17 protein-coding genes and 4 tRNA genes are annotated in these 19675 nt (G+C 64.4%); 14 read left to right on the forward strand and 7 right to left on the reverse strand.

Annotated elements, in window-relative coordinates; genetic code table 11:
• Positions 1 to 2: 2 nt before the first annotated feature.
• From API01S_RS11785 to API01S_RS11800, 4 genes are all read right to left on the reverse strand, one after another.
• Positions 3 to 1226 carry a YeeE/YedE family protein gene (locus tag API01S_RS11785; RefSeq protein WP_039883995.1) on the reverse strand — a complete coding sequence of 408 codons (1224 nt, stop codon included), beginning with the start codon at positions 1224 to 1226 and terminating at the stop codon, positions 3 to 5.
• Between the two features lie 154 nt (positions 1227 to 1380).
• Positions 1381 to 2661 carry an arsenic transporter gene (locus API01S_RS11790; RefSeq protein WP_039883996.1) on the reverse strand — a complete coding sequence of 427 codons (1281 nt, stop codon included), beginning with the start codon at positions 2659 to 2661 and terminating at the stop codon, positions 1381 to 1383.
• A gap of 11 nt (positions 2662 to 2672) precedes the next feature.
• Positions 2673 to 3614, reverse strand: coding sequence for an AEC family transporter (locus API01S_RS11795; RefSeq protein ID WP_006218424.1), 942 nt, complete (start codon positions 3612 to 3614; stop codon positions 2673 to 2675).
• A gap of 33 nt (positions 3615 to 3647) precedes the next feature.
• A complete protein-coding gene (locus tag API01S_RS11800) occupies positions 3648 to 4538 on the reverse strand; it encodes a DMT family transporter (RefSeq protein ID WP_050727691.1) in 891 nt (296 codons plus the stop codon).
• Positions 4539 to 4650: 112 nt separating this feature from the next.
• On the opposite strand from API01S_RS11800, the gene API01S_RS11805 reads away from it, so the two are divergent.
• Positions 4651 to 5100 carry a GNAT family N-acetyltransferase gene (locus API01S_RS11805; protein WP_409360607.1) on the forward strand — a complete coding sequence of 150 codons (450 nt, stop codon included), beginning with the start codon at positions 4651 to 4653 and terminating at the stop codon, positions 5098 to 5100.
• A gap of 145 nt (positions 5101 to 5245) precedes the next feature.
• Here API01S_RS11805 and API01S_RS11810 read toward each other — a convergent pair.
• A tRNA-Leu gene (locus API01S_RS11810) sits at positions 5246 to 5330 on the reverse strand.
• Positions 5331 to 5491: 161 nt separating this feature from the next.
• Between API01S_RS11810 and API01S_RS11815 the strand changes: the two genes are divergently transcribed.
• Positions 5492 to 6103 (forward strand): tRNA-uridine aminocarboxypropyltransferase, encoded by a 612-nt coding sequence (locus tag API01S_RS11815; RefSeq protein WP_050727690.1) that lies wholly within the window; start codon positions 5492 to 5494, stop codon positions 6101 to 6103.
• Positions 6104 to 6335: 232 nt separating this feature from the next.
• On the opposite strand, the gene API01S_RS11820 is transcribed toward API01S_RS11815, so the two are convergent.
• Together API01S_RS11820 and API01S_RS11825 are read right to left on the reverse strand one after the other, a co-directional pair.
• Positions 6336 to 6420: transfer RNA gene (locus tag API01S_RS11820), tRNA-Leu, on the reverse strand.
• Between the two features lie 113 nt (positions 6421 to 6533).
• Positions 6534 to 6618 (reverse strand) — tRNA-Leu (locus API01S_RS11825).
• A 255-nt stretch (positions 6619 to 6873) separates the two neighbouring features.
• On the opposite strand from API01S_RS11825, the gene rnr reads away from it, so the two are divergent.
• From rnr to API01S_RS11885, 12 genes are all read left to right on the forward strand, one after another.
• Entirely contained in the window at positions 6874 to 9339 is a 2466-nt protein-coding gene (gene rnr, locus API01S_RS11830) for a ribonuclease R (protein WP_050727689.1), read from the forward strand.
• Positions 9340 to 9479: 140 nt separating this feature from the next.
• Positions 9480 to 10217, forward strand: a complete 738-nt coding sequence (gene rlmB, locus API01S_RS11835; RefSeq protein WP_006218429.1) for a 23S rRNA (guanosine(2251)-2'-O)-methyltransferase RlmB — start codon at positions 9480 to 9482, stop codon at positions 10215 to 10217.
• A gap of 51 nt (positions 10218 to 10268) precedes the next feature.
• Positions 10269 to 11513: a cystathionine gamma-synthase family protein gene (locus API01S_RS11840; protein ID WP_061304557.1), complete on the forward strand. Its 1245-nt coding sequence runs from the start codon at positions 10269 to 10271 to the stop codon at positions 11511 to 11513.
• Between the two features lie 55 nt (positions 11514 to 11568).
• A complete protein-coding gene (locus API01S_RS11845) occupies positions 11569 to 12249 on the forward strand; it encodes a Fe2+-dependent dioxygenase (protein ID WP_050727687.1) in 681 nt (226 codons plus the stop codon).
• A 355-nt stretch (positions 12250 to 12604) separates the two neighbouring features.
• Positions 12605 to 12877, forward strand: a complete 273-nt coding sequence (locus tag API01S_RS11850) for an HU family DNA-binding protein (RefSeq protein ID WP_003812968.1) — start codon at positions 12605 to 12607, stop codon at positions 12875 to 12877.
• A gap of 169 nt (positions 12878 to 13046) precedes the next feature.
• Positions 13047 to 13122: transfer RNA gene (locus tag API01S_RS11855), tRNA-Val, on the forward strand.
• 419 nt (positions 13123 to 13541) lie between these two features.
• Positions 13542 to 14339 carry an energy transducer TonB gene (locus API01S_RS11860; protein WP_039883042.1) on the forward strand — a complete coding sequence of 266 codons (798 nt, stop codon included), beginning with the start codon at positions 13542 to 13544 and terminating at the stop codon, positions 14337 to 14339.
• 1 nt (position 14340) lies between these two features.
• Complete coding sequence (locus API01S_RS11865) at positions 14341 to 15279, forward strand: MotA/TolQ/ExbB proton channel family protein (protein WP_006218433.1); 939 nt, start codon at positions 14341 to 14343, stop codon at positions 15277 to 15279.
• Positions 15279 to 15773 carry an ExbD/TolR family protein gene (locus API01S_RS11870; RefSeq protein WP_006218434.1) on the forward strand — a complete coding sequence of 165 codons (495 nt, stop codon included), beginning with the start codon at positions 15279 to 15281 and terminating at the stop codon, positions 15771 to 15773. The genes API01S_RS11865 and API01S_RS11870 overlap by 1 nt, the downstream gene beginning before the upstream one ends.
• Before the next feature lie 66 nt (positions 15774 to 15839).
• Positions 15840 to 16511, forward strand: coding sequence for a response regulator transcription factor (locus API01S_RS11875; RefSeq protein ID WP_006218435.1), 672 nt, complete (start codon positions 15840 to 15842; stop codon positions 16509 to 16511).
• A 66-nt stretch (positions 16512 to 16577) separates the two neighbouring features.
• Complete coding sequence (locus tag API01S_RS11880; RefSeq protein WP_085947649.1) at positions 16578 to 17693, forward strand: sensor histidine kinase; 1116 nt, start codon at positions 16578 to 16580, stop codon at positions 17691 to 17693.
• Positions 17690 to 19618 carry a potassium transporter Kup gene (locus API01S_RS11885; RefSeq protein ID WP_006218437.1) on the forward strand — a complete coding sequence of 643 codons (1929 nt, stop codon included), beginning with the start codon at positions 17690 to 17692 and terminating at the stop codon, positions 19616 to 19618. Before API01S_RS11880 ends, API01S_RS11885 begins: the two co-directional genes overlap by 4 nt.
• The last annotated feature ends 57 nt before the right edge of the window (positions 19619 to 19675 follow it).

Here is a 19675-nt window from a genome sequence, read left to right on the forward strand (position 1 = left end):
CGTCAGCAGCTGGAGGCCGGAGGGGTTTTCTCTACAGCCAGGCCGAAGGCGGGACGCAGCCGCACGCCCAGGGCGCTGCCGGCGAAAGCGGCCGGCAGCCACAACCAGGCGTGCAGGCTGCCCGACAGGATGCCGCTGAAGTACGCGCCGATATTGCAGCCGAAGGCCAGGCGCGAACCATAGCCCAGCAACAGGCCGCCGATGACTGCACCGGCCAGCGAGCGCGCAGGCACTTTCCATACGGGGGCGAACTTGCCCGCCACGCTGGCGGCGGCCAGCGCGCCGAGCATCAGGCCGATGTCCATGACCGTCGTGACGTCCTGGCGCAGCGGTGCGCCCAGCGACGGCTGCTTGCTCCAGTAAGTCCAGCTTGCGACGTCGCCGCTGACGGCATTCAGGGTTTTGGCGCCCCACAACGCAAAGGCGGAGGTGATGCCCCACGGGCGTCCCGCCAAGGCCAGGGTTGCGAAGTTGAGCACGACCAGCGCCACGCCGCCCCAGATCAGCGGCCAGGGGCCTTGCAGCAACGACACCGGGCGCGCGGTGCGCGAAGCGAAGGAAATGACGTGCCCATGTCGGCGCTTTTCAAGCGCGGTGGCGGCCCAGGCGATCAGCCCGAACACCACCAGATTGGCGATCAGCGCGGGGGCCAGCCCCCAGGTCTTGATCAAGGACGTCGGCGCCAGCGCGGGCAGCGCGGACCACCAGCCGAAGTTTGCCGTGGCGATGACCGAGCCCACGATGAAGAACAGCAGCGTGACCAGCATGCGGGTGTTGCCGCCGCCTACCGCGAACAGCGTGCCCGACGCGCAGCCGCCGCCCAGCTGCATGCCGACGCCGAAGAGGAACGCGCCCAGCAGGACGGACACGCCCGGTGGCGACACGAAGCCCGTGACGGGTTGGCCGAACAGCGTGCCGGCGGCCAGGAAGGGGAAGAACAGCAGTACGCCGACCCCCAGCATGAACATCTGCGCGCGCAGCCCCGCACCGCGTCGGTCGGACACGAAGACGCGCCAGGCCTGCGTGAAACCGAACGACGAGTGATACAGCGTCACGCCCAGCAACGCGCCGATCACCCACAGTGCGCCTTGGCGCCAACTGACGGTTTGAAAGAGGTAAAGCGTGCCGGCCAGCAGCAACAGCAGCGCGATCCACAGCGGCTTGCGGTTGATATGGATGGGCGGCAGGGCCGAGGGCAGGGGCAGGGTCGAGGCGTTGGAGCTCATGGGCATCCCGGTGGGATTGATTCGTCAAAGCAAACGGGCGCGTAGAGGGGCGCCCGTGGTGATGCCTGAAAGTTTACGGTGGCGCTTTAATCGCTCAAACCATAATTTAATGCTTGAGTAATAACTAAAAGTCATTAAGCGGGCACGCCGCCCGTTATTGCAGCCGCCACACCAGCGCCGCCAATGTCAACAGCAGGACGGGCAGCGTCAGCACGATGCCGACCTTGAAGTAGTAGCCCCAGGTGATCCGCAGCCCCTTGCGCGCCAGCACATGCAGCCAGAGCAAGGTGGCCAGGCTGCCGATCGGGGTGATCTTCGGCCCCAGGTCGCTGCCGATGATGTTCGCGTAGATCATCGCGTCCTTGAGCGGGCCGGTCGCGCTGGTGTCGGCGATGGACAGCGCGCCCACCAACACCGTGGGCAGGTTGTTCATGACGGACGACAGGAACGCGGTGATCAGCCCCGTGCCCATCGCCGCGCCCCACAAGCCATATTCGGCGCAGCGGTCCAGCACCTGCGCCAGATGCGCGGTCAGGCCGGCGTTGCGCAGGCCGTAGACGACCAGGTACATGCCCAGCGAGAAGATCACGATGTGCCACGGCGCCTCGCGCATGATCTTGCGGGTGCCCACGATGTGCTGGCGTCCGGCGATCACGAGCAGGCCCAGCGCGCCGGCGGCGGCAATGGCGCTGACCGGTATCCCCATGGGTTCCAGCACGAAAAATCCCGCCAGCAGCAGCGCCAGCACGATCCAGCCGGCACGGAAGGTGATGGGGTCGCGAATCGCGGAGGCCGGCGTGGGCAGCTGGCTGACGTCGTAGCGGGGCGGGATGCTCTTGCGAAAGAACAGCAGCAGCACGACCAGCGTGGACCCCACCGCCATCAGGTTGACCGGCAGCATCACCGAGGCGTATTCGCCGAAGCCGATGCCGAAGAAGTCGGCCGAGACGATGTTCACCAGGTTCGAGACGATGAGCGCGATGCTGCCGGTATCGGCGATGAACCCCGCCGCCATCACGAACGCCAGCGACGCGCCGGGCCCGAAGCCCAGGGCAAGCAGCATTTCCATGACGATGGGCGTCAGGATCAGCGCCGCGCCGTCATTGGCGAACAGCGCGGAGACCGCCGCGCCCAGCAGCACGATCAGCACGAACAGCAGGCGTCCGCGCCCGCCGCCCCAGCGCGCGACGTGCAGGGCGGACCATTCGAAGAAGCCGGCCTCGTCCAGGATCAGGCTGGTGACGATGATGGCGATGAACGTCGCGGTGGCGTTCCAGACGATGCGCCAGACATCCGCGATGTCGGCCAGGTGGACCACGCCGGTCGCCAGGGCAAGGCCCGCGCCGATGACGGCGCTCCAGCCGATCGACAAGCCGCGCGGCTGCCAGATGACCAGCGTGATGGTTAAGACGAAGATGGCGGCGGCAAGCAGCATGGCGTTCAACACTAAATGGGATGGGCGCTGATCCATGCCACCAGCAGGCTGACGGTGAGCACGGAGGCGACGGTGGAAATCAGAATGGCGCGCGAGGTCACGCGGGCATCGCGCCCGTACATCTTGGCCAGCATGAACGGGCCGGTGCCGATGGGCAGCGCGCTCATCAACACCGCCGTCCAGGCCCACAACGGCGGCATGGAAAACACATAGAAGGCCAGCACGGCGGTGACGGCCGGTTGCAGCAGCAACTTGCCCGTCACCAGGCGCAGCACGCCGGGGCCGGCGGTGGCGGTTTCGGTCTGGGCCAGGAACAGGCCGATGGTCACCAGCGCGCAAGGGCTGGCGGATGCGCCCAGCAGCGCGACGTAGCGGTCGATGCCTTCGGGCAGCGTCAGTCCGGTGGCGGCCCACGCCAGCCCCAGCACGGGCGCGGCCAGCAAGGGATTGCGCATCAGCGCGCGGCCGACCTTGAGCAGCGTGGCGGCGGCATTGGGGGCCTGTTGCCGGTCGAATTCGATCAGCGCGATGGCAAAGCCGAACAGCACGCTGGCAGTCAGCAGGGTGGTGAATGCCGCAGGCGCCAGGCTTTCAGCGCCGAACAGCGCGACGCACAACGGAATGCCCATGTATCCGGCGTTCGCATAGGACGCCGCCAGGCCTTCGATGCTGCGGTCGGTCAGCGGGCGGCGTCCGCCACGGCCGGGCAGGAACGACACCAGGAAGGTCACGGCGATGCCGCCCGCGAAGGCGCACACGAAACCCCAGTGCGCCATGTGCGCCAGATCCACCTGCGTCATCGCGCGAAACAGCAGCGCCGGCAGCGACAGGTAGACCACATAGCGGTTCAGCGCATCAGTGGCGCCGGGCCCCAGCACCTTGCCGCGGGCGGCAAGCCAGCCGGTCAGGATCAGCGCAAAGACCGGCAGGGCGGCGGTAATGACGGCGTTCATGGATGGGAGCGTGGGCGCGGGAAGGCGCTCATTCTACTTGGCAGTGCGTGTACCGCGCGTGACCAGCAGGATGCCCAGGGCGGCCAGCGCCATGCCGGGCCAGGCCAATGCCGGGATGGGTTCGCCCAGCGCCAGCAGCGCGAAGACGGCGGTGCAGGGCGGCACCATGAAGAACAGCGCCGACACGCGCGAGGCTTCTCCGTGCCGGATCATGGTCAGCAGCAACGTGATGGCAACCAGCGAATTGCCCACCACCAGATAGGCCAGCGCGGCAAGCAGCGGGCCGGTCCATTCGATGCGCATGGGCTCCAGCCAGAACGCCAAAGGCGCGGTCACGGCCAGGCCGACGGCGTATTGCAGCAGGTTGGACGTGACCGGATGCGTGGCCACGCCGAAGCGCTTTTCGTAGAGCGTGCCGCTGGTGATGCAAAGCAGCGCGCCCACGGCGAACAAGAGCCCCAGCGGAGCCAGCACATCGATGGAGGCCTTGGCCACGATCACGAGCACGGCTCCCGCAACGCCCAGGCCCAGCCCCGCCCAGCGGCGGGCGTCGACCCGTTCATGCGCGATCAACGGCGCCAGCAGGCCGATCAGGATGGGTTGCAACGAGGCGATCAAGGCGAGGCCACCCGCCGACATGCCCAGCTTGAGCGAGAGATACGTGCAGCAGAAATAGCCCGCTTGCAGCAGCAGGCCCACCATGGCCAGATGCCCCCACGCGCGTGCCCCGCGCGGCAGCGCCGGTCGTAGAACCAGCATGAAGGGCAACAGGATCAACACCACGCAGGCGTAACGCACGGCCAGGAAGGTAAGCGGATCGGCGTAGGCCAGGCCGATCTTCAACACGACGAAGCCGCTGGACCACAACAAGAGGAAAAGCGCGGGCGCGGCTTTCAACCAGGTCGGGGCGGTGGGGGGCGTCATGTTGGTTGGGGGCAACGGGGGCAAGCCGCGATCGTACCCCTTTTCACCGCGTTATCATTCCTGCCGAGAATGCGGCGTAGGATATTTATTGTTGATTGCCGCGCGCGAGGAAATGCAGATGTCGACCAACAAACAACCCGCAGTGCGTATTGCCCTGGGTACCTGGGACCGCTTGCGCGAAGACGCGTCCGCCGTCCGCCATGAAGTATTCGTGCTTGAGCAGAAGGTGCCGCCCGAAGTCGAGCTGGATGACGACGACGCCGTGTCGGTGCATGCGGTGGCGTATGGGCCGGACGGCGCGCCGATGGGCACCGGCCGCCTCTTGCCCGATGGGCATATCGGCCGCATGGCCGTCCGAAAGCGGGCGCGTGGCATGGGGGTCGGCGGGCAGTTGCTGGATGCCTTGATCGAGCAGGGACACGGCGACGGGCACCGCATGTTGGTGCTGCACGCGCAAACGCACGCCGCCGGTTTCTATCAGGCGCACGGCTTTGCCGTGGAAGGCGAAGAGTTTGTCGAGGCCGGCATCGCGCATGTGGTGATGACGCGCGAACTCAAATAGCGGGAAGCATCGCGCAATGTAGAGGAGGGCGTGGTGCAGAGGCCCTGCCTCTTCAATACGCTGGCCGCAAAAGAAAAAACCCCGGTCGTTTGCACGATCGGGGTTTTTCTTGGCGCATCACGCAGGTACCTCGTGATGTAATAATTGGTGCCCAGGAGAGGACTCGAACCTCCACACCTTGCGGCACACGGACCTGAACCGTGCGCGTCTACCAATTCCGCCACCTGGGCGCTGGTGCTTCACTTGTTGCGTCGCTTTCGCTTCGTTTCTTGTTCAGCAGCAGAGAAGCGAGATTATGCACATTTTTTATTTCGTGCGCAAGCGAGCAGGCCGCCTTTTTTTGATTTTTTCGCACGCGCCGCGCGGCCGGCTTTCGATATAGTGTCGCCCCATGTCACGTACCCTTTGCACGCGTTGCCTGCGTCCCGAATCCCACTGCCTTTGCGCGCTCATTCCCAGCCTGTCGTGCCGCACGCGCGTCGTGGTGTTGCAGCACCCAAGCGAAGCGCGTCACGCATTGAACACGGCCCGGTTGGCGGTGCTGGGTTTGCGCGGCGCGCGGCGCGTGGTGGGCGAACGCTTTACGCCAAGCGACTGGGTCGAGCCCGGCTACACGCCACGGCTGTTGTTTCCCGGGCCTGATGCGCAAGTCCTTGGTCCGGGGTACGGCCGCGATATCGAACAGCCGATTCAGTTGATCGTGCCGGATGGCACATGGGGGCATGCGCGCAAGCTGCTGCACATCAATCCCGAGCTGGCGGCGCTGCCGCGCGTGATGCTGCCTGCCGGCCTGAAGACGCGCTATCGCGTTCGTCATGCGGACATCGACGGGGCGCTGTCCACTATCGAAGCGGTGACCCACGCGCTGAACGCCATTGAATTTCCGACGAATGTCGATGCGCTGCTGCGTCCCTTCGAGGCCTTGATCGACGGGCAGATCGAGGGCATGGGTGCGGATCTTTATGCGCGCCATCACTTGCAGCGCAAGGTGCCGTGGCGCTGAAGGGCGAGGTATGGCGAAAGCGAAGGCGATTAATGCGGGGGTGGGGCGCCGGCTTGCGGCTTTGATAATGCAAAGGCAAGAGCAGGATTTGTTTGGCCGGAGTTAACAAGCCGGCCATAAAACATAAAGCCGAATGCAATCGCCCAAGCAAAAGCCCCGAATATCTTGCGATTTTCGGGGCTTTGAGCCTTGCTGTCGAACCAGCGTATAGCGGTTCCGACATATATGCGGGTGGTGCCCAGGAGAGGACTCGAACCTCCACACCTTTCGGCACACGGACCTGAACCGTGCGCGTCTACCAATTCCGCCACCTGGGCACTGAAAGAGCCTTGAGCTCTACAGGTTTACTGCTGGTACTTCTGATATTGCCGGTACTGCTTTTCACTATCCGATCCGCTGATAATCGCCAGCGAATCCGATTTAAATTCCGTGGTGCCCAGGAGAGGACTCGAACCTCCACACCTTGCGGCACACGGACCTGAACCGTGCGCGTCTACCAATTCCGCCACCTGGGCACTGAGAGATACTTGTCAGAACTATGTGCTACGCTGCCGCTCTAGTTGCATTGTTTTGGTTTACAGCAAGTACGTTGTTTTCAACATACTGACTTAACTAAAACATGCGTCCTGAGCGTACTTGGTTTTACAATGGGTCTTTCGACCTGGGGTTTGCAACCGCTTTGGTTTTCAACCCCTTCTGACCATTTCTGCTTCAGTGTTCAGCCTTGGGCGAACCACAGAAGCTGCGCATTATATACGGAAATTTCAGCTTTGGCAAAACGATCGAATAACGAATCGAAAAACAACAGATCAACACCCTTGCCCGAAGCGCCGCCGGACTTCGATCCTGATGTCCCGTCCCGTGAAGCCATCCTGACCGCGCTGCGTTCCGCGGGTTCGCCGTTGTCTCCGGTGGAACTGGCCGAGCGCATGGGCGTTGAGCGAGCGGCGACGATGGTGGGTTTCGAGCGCCGCCTGGGCGCGATGGAACGCGACGGCCAGTTGATGCCCAACCGCAAGGGCGTTTTGTTGCTGGCGACCAAATTGGATTTTGTCGCCGGCAAGGTGCTTGGCCATCGCGATGGCTTTGGCTTCCTGCTGCGCGATGATGGCGGCCCGGACCTGTTCCTGTCGCCGCGCGAAATGCTCAAGGTGCTGCATGGCGACCGCGTGCTGGTCAAACCTACTGGCGAATATCGCGGTAAGCCGGAAGGCACCATCGTCGAAGTCATTGAACGCCGCACCAACAAATTGGTGGGCCGATTCCTGCACGAGCACGGCCTGTCCATCGTCGTGCCCGAAGATCAGCGCATCAAGCACGATATCCTGATTCCTCCCAGCGACACGAACGGCGCCCAGCACGGGCAGGTGGTCGCGGTGGAAATCATGGAGCAGCCCACGCGCCATACGCAGCCGCTGGGCCGCGTGGCCGAGGTGCTGGGCGAAATCGACGACCCCGGCATGGAAATCGAGATCGCTGTGCGCAAGTTCGACGTGCCGGTCGAATTCTCCGAAGCCGCCCGCAAGCAGGCCGCGCGCCTGCCCGACGTGGTGCGCAAGAGCGACTTGAAAGACCGCGTCGATCTCCGCGACGTGCCGCTGATCACCATCGATGGTGAAGACGCGCGCGACTTCGACGACGCCGTGTATTGCGAGCCCGTCGAACTGGGCACCGGCCAGCGCAAGCGTCCTGGCTGGCGCTTGTTGGTGGCGATTGCCGACGTCAGCCACTACGTGCGTCCGGGCGATGCGCTGGATGACGACGCCATCGAACGCGGCACCAGCGTGTACTTCCCGCGCCGCGTGATCCCGATGCTGCCGGAATCGCTGTCCAATGGCCTGTGTTCGCTGAACCCCGACGTCGACCGCCTGGTGCTGGTTTGCGACATGGTGATTCCGGCCACCGGCGCGAAAGCGGGTACGGTTACCGCCTATCAGTTCTATAACGCGGTGATGCACTCGCATGCGCGCACCACCTATACGAACATCTGGGCCGCGTTGCAGCAGCCGGGCGGCCCGGCAGCCGCGGCGATGCGTAACGTGCTGCCGCATGTGCAGCACCTGTACGAGCTGTTCCAGTTGCTGGTGCAAGGCCGCAAGAAGCGCGGCGCGATCGATTTCGATACCGTCGAAACCAAGATCGTCTGCAACGAACTGGGCCGCATCGAACAGATCGTGCCGTCCGTGCGCAACGACGCCCACAAGCTGATCGAAGAATGCATGCTGGCCGCCAACACCTGCGCGGCCGACTTCATGACGCGCAGCAAGCATCCCGGCCTGTACCGCATCCACGAAGGGCCCACGCCCGAGCGCCTGCTGTCGCTGCGAGAATTCCTGCGCACGATGGGGCTGTCGCTGGGTGGTGGCGATACGCCCACGGCCAAGGACTACGGCGACTTCCTCGACTCCGTGCGCGGCCGTCCCGACTACCAGTTGCTGCAATCGATGTGCCTGCGGTCGATGCAGCAGGCCGTCTACAGCCCGGACAACATGGGCCACTTCGGCCTGGCGTATCCCGGCTACAGCCACTTCACGTCGCCCATTCGCCGCTATCCCGATCTGTTGACCCATCGCGTCATCAAGGCCTTGCTGGCGGGGCAGCGTTATGTGCCCAGCCTGGATGACCACGCGGTCGTCATCGGGCGCACGCAGAAGGAACACGAACAGGCCATCTGGGAAAAGATGGGCCTGGTGCTGTCGGCCACGGAACGCCGCGCCGACGAAGCCTCGCGCGACGTCGAGGCCTGGCTCAAGTGCTGGTTCGTCAAGGAGCGCGTGGGCGAAGACTTCAGCGGCACCGTCACGGGCGTGGCCAGCTTCGGCATCTTCGTCACGCTGGATACGCTGCACGTGGAAGGCTTGGTGCACGTGTCCGAATTGGGCGGCGAGTACTTCCAGTTCAATGATGGCCTGCATGAGCTGCGCGGCGAGCGCACGGGCATGCGCTACCGCCTGACCGACAAGGTTCAGGTCCAGGTGGCGCGCGTCGACCTGGAAGCGCGTCGTATCGAATTCCGTCTGGTGCAGGGCACGAGCTTCGACGCCCTGCGCAAGGCGGCGGCGCGCGGCCCCGACGAACCGGTGCGCCGCGTGAAGAAGGCTGCGGCGCCCAAGCCGGCGGCCCTCAAGGGCCAGACCGCCAAAGAGCGACGTGCCGACGCCAAGAAGGCAGGCAAGCCGCCGCGTGCGTCCAAGCGCGCCTCGCCGGCCAAGAAGGCGACGCACAAGCGTCATTGATGGGCGTTTGGTGACCTCTTCATGGCCTGCCCGCCGTAGGGCGGCGTGGCCATAAGGGGTAACATTGCGCTGATGGCCGGCTTGTCCGGTGGCCCGCCCCCTCTGGGGCGGGTATTCGTTTATCTAAAGGTATTGCATTTATGGCGTCGACCCAAGTTCTGGCCGGGTTTCACGCGGTTGTCGCGCGGCTGCGCCACGCGCCCGAGTCAATCAAGGAAATCTATGTCGAGGCATCGCGCCGCGACAAGCGTATGCAGACGTTCATCGAACAGGCCGAGAAGGCCGGTCGGCGCGTGCATCCGGTGCCGATGGAGCGCCTGGACGGTTTGTCGCGTGGCACGCGGCATCAAGGCGTGGTCGCCCTGGCCGACGAACGCCAACTGGCGGTGGACGTGGATGAAGTGCTCGACGTCATCGAGGGTCCGCCGCTGCTGTTGATCCTGGACGGCGTGACCGATCCGCACAACCTGGGCGCCTGCCTGCGCACCGCCGATGCGGCGGGCGTGCACGCCGTCATCGCCCCGCGCGATCGCGCCGTGGGCCTGAACGCCACCGTGCAGCGCGTCGCCTGCGGCGCGGCCGACACCGTTCCTTATCTGATGGTCACGAATCTGGCGCGCACCATGCGCGGTCTGAAAGACCGTGGCGTGTGGCTGGTGGGCACCGATGATCAGGCAACCGACAGCATGCACAAGATCGACGCGCGTCAGCCGATGGCGTGGGTCATGGGCGCCGAAGGCGAGGGCATGCGACGCCTGACCCGCGAAACCTGCGACCAGTTGGTCAACATCCCCATGCTCGGTTCGGTCGAAAGCCTGAACGTCAGCGTGGCCAGCGCCGTCTGCCTGTACGAAACCGTGCGCCAGCGCCAGGCCTGATCCTGCCCGCCCCGACTACCTTGTAGCTCTTCCTTTACGCGTCTGCCCATCATGCACCAGAACGGCTTTACCACCACGATTCTCCATTCCGACCGCCAACAATCCGTCGAGCACGGAGCGGTGCACAAGCCGATGCATCCGTCATCGGAATTCGCCTACGACGACGCGCGCGAACTGGCGGCGGTGTTCCAGGGCAAGGCGGGCTTCACCTACGCGCGTCAGGGCACGCCCACCACGACGGCGCTGGAAGCGAAGATCAACCATATGGAAGGCGGCAAGGGCACCGTCAGCTTCGCCACCGGCATGGCGGCGCTGTCGGCGATCTTCACGACGCTGCTGCGCCGGGGCGACCACCTCGTCTCCAGCCAATACGTGTTCGGCAACACCAACAGCTTGCTGGGCACGCTGCTGGAACTCGGTGTCGAGATCACCTTCGTGGACGCGACCGATGCCGCGCAAGTGCGCGCCGCCATCCAGCCCAACACGCGCATGGTCTTCACCGAAACCATCGCCAACCCCGGCACGCAAGTGGCCGACCTGGCGGTCATCGGCGAAATCTGCCGCGAGAAGAATCTGGTCTACGTCGTCGACAACACGTTGACGTCGCCCTGGATGTTCCGGCCGTCCACCGTCCATGCTTCGCTCGTGATGAACTCGCTGTCCAAGTACATTGGCGGCCATGGCAACGCGCTGGGCGGCGCGGTGACGGACACCGGCCTGTATGACTGGGCCGGCTATTCCAATATCTATGACGCCTATCGCAAGGGCCTGTCCACGGGTTGGGGTCTGACCCAGATCAAGAAGAAGGGCCTGCGCGACATGGGCGGCACGCTGGCTGCGGAACCCGCGCACCGCATCGCGGTCGGCGCCGAGACGCTGGCGCTGCGCATGGCCAAGCACTGCGCCAACGCGCTGGCGCTGGCGCGCTTCCTGAATGAGCATCCCGGCGTGGCCAAGGTTCATTACCCGGGCCTGGCTGATCATGCACAGCATGCGCGCGCAGCGGCGCTGTTCGGGTCGCGGTTTGGCGGTTTGTTGGGCATCGAGCTTGCTGATGGCGTGGACTGCTTCGATTTCCTGAATCGCCTGCGCATCGTGCTGATGGCCACGCACCTGGGCGACACACGCAGCCTGGCCTTGCCCGCCGCGCACACCATCTACTACGAAATGGGCGCCGAGCGCCGCAAGCAGATGGGCATCGCGGACAGCCTGATCCGCGTGTCGGTAGGCATCGAGGACGAAGCCGATCTGCTGTTTGATTTCGATCAGGCGCTCAATGGGTGCCTGAAGGGATAATTCGGCACCGCCTGCCGCGCGCGCTCGCGCACGGCAGGGTCCAAGGATCAGGCTCATGCTTATACAGATCGCAGATGTTTTCTCGCCGCAAGAGGCGGCTGATATCCGCCAGCGGCTGGATGCGTCCGAATGGGTGGATGGCAAGGTCACGGCGGGCTACCAGTCGGCCGAGGTCAAGCGCAACCGCCAGTTGCCCGAGCAGCATCCTCTGGCGCAGGAACTGGGCAACCTGATTCTGCAACGCCTGGCGACCAACAACCTGTTCATGTCGGCGGCCCTGCCGCGCAAGATCTTTCCGCCGCTGTTCAATCGCTACGAAGGCGGCGAAGCCTTTGGCTACCACGTCGATAACGCGGTGCGCGGCATCACGGGCACGGCCGAGCGCGTGCGCACGGACCTGTCCGCCACGCTGTTCTTCTCGGACCCGGATTCCTACGATGGCGGCGAGCTCGTCATTGACGACACCTACGGGCCGCGCGCCGTAAAGCTGCCGGCGGGCCACATGGTGCTGTATCCCGGCACCAGCTTGCACAAGGTGAACCCGGTGACGCGTGGGGCGCGCATCAGTTCGTTTTTCTGGATGCAAAGCCTGGTGCGCGAAGACAGTCAGCGTGCATTGTTGCTTGATATGGACGTGGCCATCCAGCGTTTGAATCACGATGTGGCGGGGCATGCTTCTATCGTGCAACTGACCGGCATTTATCACAATTTGCTGCGCCGCTGGGCCGATGTTTGATTCAGGCTTGAAGTGATATTTTCAGTGTCGCGCAAACCCCGAAATGCGCGTTTGTGTTTATTGCGAAAACGGCTAAAAGCTAGTATTGGCGCGGGTTGTGGTGAGGTTTTCGCTTGACAGCCGCTCTACGCCAAGGCCTAATACACGTCTGCGTCGCTGACGGTTTGAAGGCAAATATGCCCTTGAATCCAGGCGGCGCAGCAGTTTAAAAGTTGTGCTTTGCAGCGCAAGAAAAAGTCCATCCACTGTCTGTTCGTCGTTTGTCGGGCCTTGCGTTTAGTTGGTGGCGTCCCTGCATGACAGCCATGAACCGCTCGGCCTCGCAGACTCAATACCTTGTGAGGGGTACTCCTGAATGAACAAAACCGAACTCATCGATCACATCGCCAGCAAGGCCGATATCTCCAAGGCTGCCGCAGGCCGTTCGCTCGACGCCCTGATCGGTGCCGTCAAGACCACGCTGAAGAAAGGCGGTACGGTAACGCTGGTTGGCTTTGGCACGTTTGCCGTGTCGGCTCGCGCTGCGCGCACCGGCCGCAACCCGCGTACCGGCGAAACGATCAAGATCAAAAAGGCCAAGGTGCCGAAGTTCCGTCCGGGCAAGGCCCTGAAGGACGCCGTCAACTAATGGACGGCAAGGCGGTCGCCGGGCATGGTCCCCAAGCGATTTGCCGACAATGACGCGGTCCGGTATACTCCGGCCCGCGTATTGCTTTTGAGTACCCCGAGTTGGCTGCGAGTTAGTCACTGCCCCATGCGTATCATCGTGATGAGGCGGCGCTGAAAGTGTCAGGATCGGGTGCTTAGCTCAGTTGGTAGAGCGGCGCCCTTACAAGGCGTAGGTCACAGGTTCGACCCCTGTAGCACCCACCAGAAGCAACGTCAGACTTTCTTTGAATTGCCCGCAAAACCCGCACACTTAACCGTGGCGGGTTTTTTGTTTTGGCATCGATGCTTGAGCATCCGGCAAGCCACGTCACGCGCAGCACGCCGTGTGCATGAAGACCGTGCTCGATGCGCCGGCAGACGGCAACCAAGCCATCCCTCAGGCACCTTCTCCCTTCGCCGCACCCGCGCGCTCTTTGCGTTCGCGCAAGCCTTTTTGATCCGTTCTTGTGGTTTCTCGTTGAGCCCGGTAGGGCAGTGTTACGCTATTGCAGACGAAATAGGACGTGCGAATCATTCGCATTTAAGATATTATGATCGGCTTGTACCGGCTGGCTCACGCCGCTTTTTTTTGGCGCGCGTTTTCGTCCAGCTGGCCGGATAAGTCAATGCACCCTGGCTGATTCATGCCTAGTTTTCAACGCGGTTGGAATTCTTCTTCGCCGTCTTCAATTGGTATACGCGCTGGCGCCGGGCTGGCGGTTGTCGCACTGCATGCCGCAGTGATCGGGGCCATTTTCATGGCGCCCGAGCATCGTCCTGAGCTCGAGCAGCCCGAGGCGGTCATGGTCAGTTTGATCGACGCGCCGGTTCCGCAGGTGGCCAAGGCCGAGCCTACGCCCGAGCCGCCGCAACCGGTGGTGGAACCGCCCCCCGAGCCGCAGCCCGAAGTCGAGCCGGACCCCGAGCCCGAGCCCGAATTGAAGCCCGAACCTGAACCAGAACCCGAGCCGGTGGTTGAGAAACCGCCGATGCCGGCCCCCAAACCCAAGCCGAAACCCAAACCCAAGCCGCAGCCCAAACCGCAACCCAAGCAGGAAGTCAAACCCGAGACCCCGCCTGTGCAGACGCCGCCCGCTGGCGCAGTGGATGGCGCGCAAGCGTCGCAGAGTCCGCAACAGGGACCGCCGCCCGATCAGCCCGTATTGGTGTCGAGCATCGAGTTCCAGGGCGCGCGGCCCATGCCCACCTATCCCATGGCCTCGCGCCGCATGCGGGAAGAGGGGCGGGTGCTGGTGCTGGTGGAGATCAACACGCAGGGTCTGGTGGAGCGCGCGACGATCGACACGTCATCGGGCTTTTCCAGGCTGGATGAATCCGCGCTGGCCGCGGCGCGCAAAGCCAAGTTCAAGCCCTATACCCGTAACGGCGTGGCCTATGCCGCCAAAGCCAAAATTCCGTTCGATTTCGTAATGAGGAACTGAGATGTCCAACGCACTGCAAGGCGCCACCCTGGTGGCGCAGGCGACGACCAGCCCGGCAGCGCCGGCCGCCGCCGCCGCTGCGCCCGCAGCCCAACAAGCCGCCACGGCTGGCGCGGGCGTCGTCCAGCAATCGGCCGATGCGCTGCAAAGCGCCGCCGCCGCGCTGCCCCCGACCGCGCCTGTCGCCACTCCCGACATGGGCTTTCTGCACTTTGTCGCGCAGAGCGACTTCGTGGGCAAGAGCCTGTTCATCATCCTGATCCTGATGTCGCTGGTGACCTGGTACCTGATCCTGGTCAAGGCTGCCAGCAATGTCAGCATGCGCAAGCGCTCGGCCGACTTCCTGAACAAGTTCTGGAACGCCAGCTCGCTGGAGCAGGTCGAGCACGAAATCAGCACGCACGGCGCGCGCGATCCGTTCTCGCACCTGGCCAGCCATGCCATGCACGCCCAGGCGCACCACAACAAATTCGGCGCCACCAAGCTGGAAGAGTCCGGCAGCAATTCCGATTTCGTCACGCGCACCATGCGCAAGGTGATCGACGAAGAAACCGCCAAGCTCGAAAACGGCCTGACGGTGCTGGCCTCGGTGGGCTCCACCGCCCCGTTCGTCGGCCTGTTCGGCACGGTGTGGGGCGTCTATCATGCGCTGGTGGGCATCGGCCTGTCGGACGGCGTGACCATCAACCGCATTGCCGGTCCGGTGGGCGAAGCGCTCATCATGACGGGCCTGGGTCTGGCCGTAGCCATTCCCGCCGTGTTGGCGTACAACACGTTCGTGCGCAACAACCGCGTGTTCCTGTCGCGCCTGGACGCTTTTGCCCATGACCTGTTCGCGTTCCTGACCACCGGCCAGCAAGTTGCGCTGTCCGACGGCAAGGTCCGCGCCCTGCGCCGCCAGAACGGTAACGGCGCCGCGGTTCAACGCGGGAGAGAATAATGGCCTTTGGCAGCTTCGAGGGAAAAGGGTCCGGAAGCCATGCGGTGTCCGAGATCAACATGGTGCCCCTGATCGACGTCATGCTGGTGCTGCTGGTGATCTTCATCATCACGGCGCCGCTGCTGGCGCACTCGATCAAGATCAACATGCCCCAGGTGGCCGCCGAGCAGATCGAAGAAGAGCCCAAGACGGTCGACCTGGCCATTGACGCCAGCGGCGCGCTGTTCTGGGACGAAAAGCCGGTCAATATCGATGACCTGCCCAATCGCTTCAAGTCGATCGCCGGCACCAAGCCGCAGCCCGAGATCCGCATTCGCGCCGATCAGAACACGCGCTACGAAACGCTGGCCAAGGTCATGGCCTCGGCGCGCCGTTCGGGCATGTCGCGCATCGGCTTCGTCACGACGCCGCCTTCCGGGGGCGCCGCAGCGGGCGATGCGCCTGCCGCGGGCGCCGCAACCCCCGCTCCTGCCGGGGCAGCGTCCGGCGGGTGAACGAAACCCACGGATAGGGGGCGCATTTCGCGCCCCTTTTTTTTCGGATCGCGCTAGAATCGCGGCATGCGAGTTCTGGTAATCGAAGACGACACCACCCTGGGCCATGCGCTCCAGGAATTCCTGGCCGACCAGGGTTATGCGGTCGACTGGCTAACGGAAGGCGACCGAGTCCTGGGCGCCCTGGCTGGCCAGCCCTACGACCTCATGCTGCTCGACCTGAACCTTCCCGGCATGAGCGGGCTTGATGTGTTGCGGCAATTGCGCCAAGACGGCAATCAGGTCCCCGTGCTGATCCTCACCGCGCGCGACGGTATCGAAGACCGCGTCGCGGGCCTGGATGCCGGCGCCGACGATTACGTCACCAAACCCTTTGAACTGCCCGAGCTGGCCGCGCGCGTACGTGCGTTTGGCCGCCGCCGCGCGGGTCAGGCGCAGCCGCTCATCGAAGTCGGTCCGCTGGTGTTCGACACGGTCGGCCGCGAAGTGCGCGCCAACGGCCAACGCCTGTCCTTGTCCGTGCGCGAACTCTCGGTGCTGGAAATGCTGATGGCCCGCGTGGGCCGTGTCGTGACCAAGCGCCAGATCGTGAATTCGCTGTCCGCCTGGGACGCCGATTTCAGCGAAAACGCCGTCGAAGTCTACGTGTACCGCCTGCGCAAGCGCCTGGAAGGTACGGGCGCCAGCATCCAGACGGTGCGCGGCTTCGGCTACATGCTGGATGTGGAAACGGCCTGACGGCCTGCGCGCCGCCGGCACGCGCCGGCGGAGCTTCTGCATCCACCCAAGCGAGGGTCTCGCGTCATGACGCACGAACGCACTCCTCCCGCTCCCAAGGCGACTCGCCCCTTGCTCCCCTCCCGCTCGCTTGCCCGGCATCTGGTGATCCGGCTGATGCCGCCCATTCTGCTGCTTGTCCTGCTGGACCTGGCGGCAACGTGGGTGATCACGCACAAGATCGACATGTCGCTGTGGATGCTGGAAGACTTCTTCTGGCTGATGGTGGTGGGGCAGGTGGCGCTGATCGCGCTGTTTACCTGGGTGGTTGTGCAGGGCGTGCGATCCGGGCTGCGGTCCGTCAATCATCTGTCCGAGGAAATCCGGCAACGCTCCATCGATGACATGCAGCCGCTGGAAGTGGCGGGCGTGCCGGTCGAAATCGAACCGCTGGTCACGCACACCAACGACCTGCTGCTGCGCCTGGACGCCTCGCTGGCCGCGCAGCGCCGCTTCATCGGCCATGCGGCGCACCAACTGCGCACCCCCTTGTCTGGCCTGCGGCTGGAATCTGAATTGATGCTGGCTCGCCCGCTGCCCGACGACGTGCGGGCGCGCGCCGAGCGCATCAAGGCCGTGAGCGACCGGATGATCCGGCTGGGTCAGCAACTGCTGGTCCTGGCGCGCGCCGATCCCAACGCCCGGCCGCAGGACAGCTTCGTGCGCATCGACCTGTGCGAATGGGTCCGCGTGCATGGCGCTGAATGGTTTCCGCGCGTGCGCGAGGCGCGCTACGAACTGGATCTGGTTGCGCCCGATGCGCCCATCTGGATCGACGCTGATCCCTTGCTGCTGGCCGAACTGCTGGGCAACCTGATCGACAACGCCTTGCGCTACGGCAATGAAACCGGCCGCATCACGTTGATCGTGGGAGCCAATCCGCCGTCGTTGACGGTCGAGGACGATGGCCCCGGCATTCCCCCTGAAGAGCGCGACCGCGTCTTCGAAGCCTTTTATCGATCACCCACCGCCACGGCGGGCGGCTCGGGGCTGGGCCTGGCGATTGTGCGCGAGATCGCGCACGCGCACGGCGCCTGGTGGAAGTTGACCAGCCGCCCCGATTTCTCCGGAACCCGGCTTTCCGTCGTGTTCCCCGGCCCCCGCAAGGGGGCGCAACTTACCCGTCAAGAACCCACATCATGAGCCAAGCCACGGCTGGTGCCCCCCTTCCCACCGGCCCCCATGCGGGCGGCGTGCATGCGCCGTCCTCGCGCGCCGCGCTTATCCTGGGCGCGCTGGGCGTGGTGTACGGCGACATCGGCACCAGCCCGCTGTACACGTTGCGCGCCTGCCTGACCGGCCTCAGCGTGCACACCGACCTGGAACCCGCGCATCTGTTGGGCGTGCTGTCCATCCTGTTCTGGATGCTGATGGTGGTGGTGTCATTGAAGTACGTGACGCTGGTGCTGCGCGCCGACAACCGGGGCGAGGGCGGCACGCTTGCGCTGCTGGAGCTGGCGGTGCGTAACCGCGATGGCAAGATGCGCTGGGTGCTCATCGTGCTGGGCATCTTCGGCGCGGCGCTGTTCTATGGCGACAGCATGATCACGCCTGCTATTTCGGTGTTGTCCGCGCTCGAAGGCATCGGCATCGTTTCCCATACCCTGGACGCCTGGGTGGTGCCAATTGCGCTGGTGGTGCTGGTGGCGCTGTTCGCCATCCAGTCGCACGGCACGGGCCTGATGGGCAAGCTGTTCGGGCCGGTGATGCTGGTCTGGTTCGGCACGCTGGCGGCGCTGGGCGGCTGGCAGATCTGGCAGACGCCCGAAGTGCTGGCGGCCTTGAATCCCATGTGGGGCCTGCGCTTCGTCGTCGAATTCCCCTTGATCAGTTTCGTGCTGCTGGGCGCCGTCGTGCTGGCCTTGACCGGCGCCGAGGCGCTGTATGCCGACATGGGCCACTTTGGCCGCCCCGCGATCCGCAGCGCCTGGTTCAGCATGGTGCTGCCCGCCTTGACGCTGTGCTACTTCGGCCAGGGCGCGCTGCTGTTGCGCGATCCCGAGGCCATACGCAATCCGTTCTTCCTGATGGCGCCCGACTGGGGCCTGGTGCCGCTGGTGGCGCTGGCTACCATCGCAACCATCGTGGCCTCGCAAGCCGTGATCTCGGGCGCGTATTCCGTCACGCGTCAGGCGGTGCAACTGGGCTTCTGGCCGCGCATGCAGATCCTGCACACCTCGGCGGTGGAGAAGGGCCAGATCTATCTGCCGCAGGTCAACGCGCTGCTGTTGTGCGCGGTGTTGGTGCTGGTGCTGCTGTTCCGCAATTCCGACAACCTGGCCGCCGCCTACGGCTTTGCCGTGACGGGCACCATGCTGACCACGTCCGTGCTGGCGTTCGCCGTGCTGCCGCGCGGCTCCACGGGCGTCAAGCGCATGCTGTGGTTTGGCGTGCTGGGCTTTTTGCTGCTGTTCGATGTGCTGCTGTTTTCGGCCAACGTGTTCAAGATCCACGAGGGTGGCTGGTTGCCGCTGCTGGTGGCCATCGTGGTGTTCACGCTGATGATGACCTGGCGCCGGGGCCGCCGGCTGCTGTCGGACATGCAGCAGCGCGATCGCCAGCCGCTCAAGGAATTCATGGAGCAGCTGGAAGAGTATCCGCCGTCGCGCGTGCCCGGCACCGCGATCTTCATGACGATGAATTCCGGCAACGTGCCGCCCGCGCTGCTGCATAACCTGAAGCACAACAAGGTGCTGCACGACCACGTGCTGTTCCTGACCATCCGGGTGGCCGACGTGCCCTATGTTTCGCCCGAAGAGCGTTTCGACGTGAACAAGCTGTCTGCGTCCAGTTGGACGGCGACGGTCAACTACGGCTTCAAGGAAGACCCGGACGTGCCCGAGGCGCTGCGGCTGGTGGCCGAGGCGTATCCCGAGCTGGACCTGGAGCCGATGCGCACGTCTTATTTCCTGTCGCGCCAAACCGTGGTGGCCGCGCGCAAGCCGGCGTTGTGGCGTTGGCGCCGGGCCGTGTTTTCGTTCATGGCGCGCAATTCCACGCGCAGCACCAAGTTCTTCAAGATTCCCGCCAACCGTGTGGTGGAAATGGGTATGCAGGTCGAGCTTTAAAACTGCCTTGCCTGCCTTGTGTCCTGGTCGCCCTGCGCGGCCGGGGCGAAAAAAAAC

Source organism: Achromobacter piechaudii NBRC 102461 (genome assembly GCF_001571245.1).
GTDB lineage: Bacteria > Pseudomonadota > Gammaproteobacteria > Burkholderiales > Burkholderiaceae_B > Achromobacter > Achromobacter piechaudii.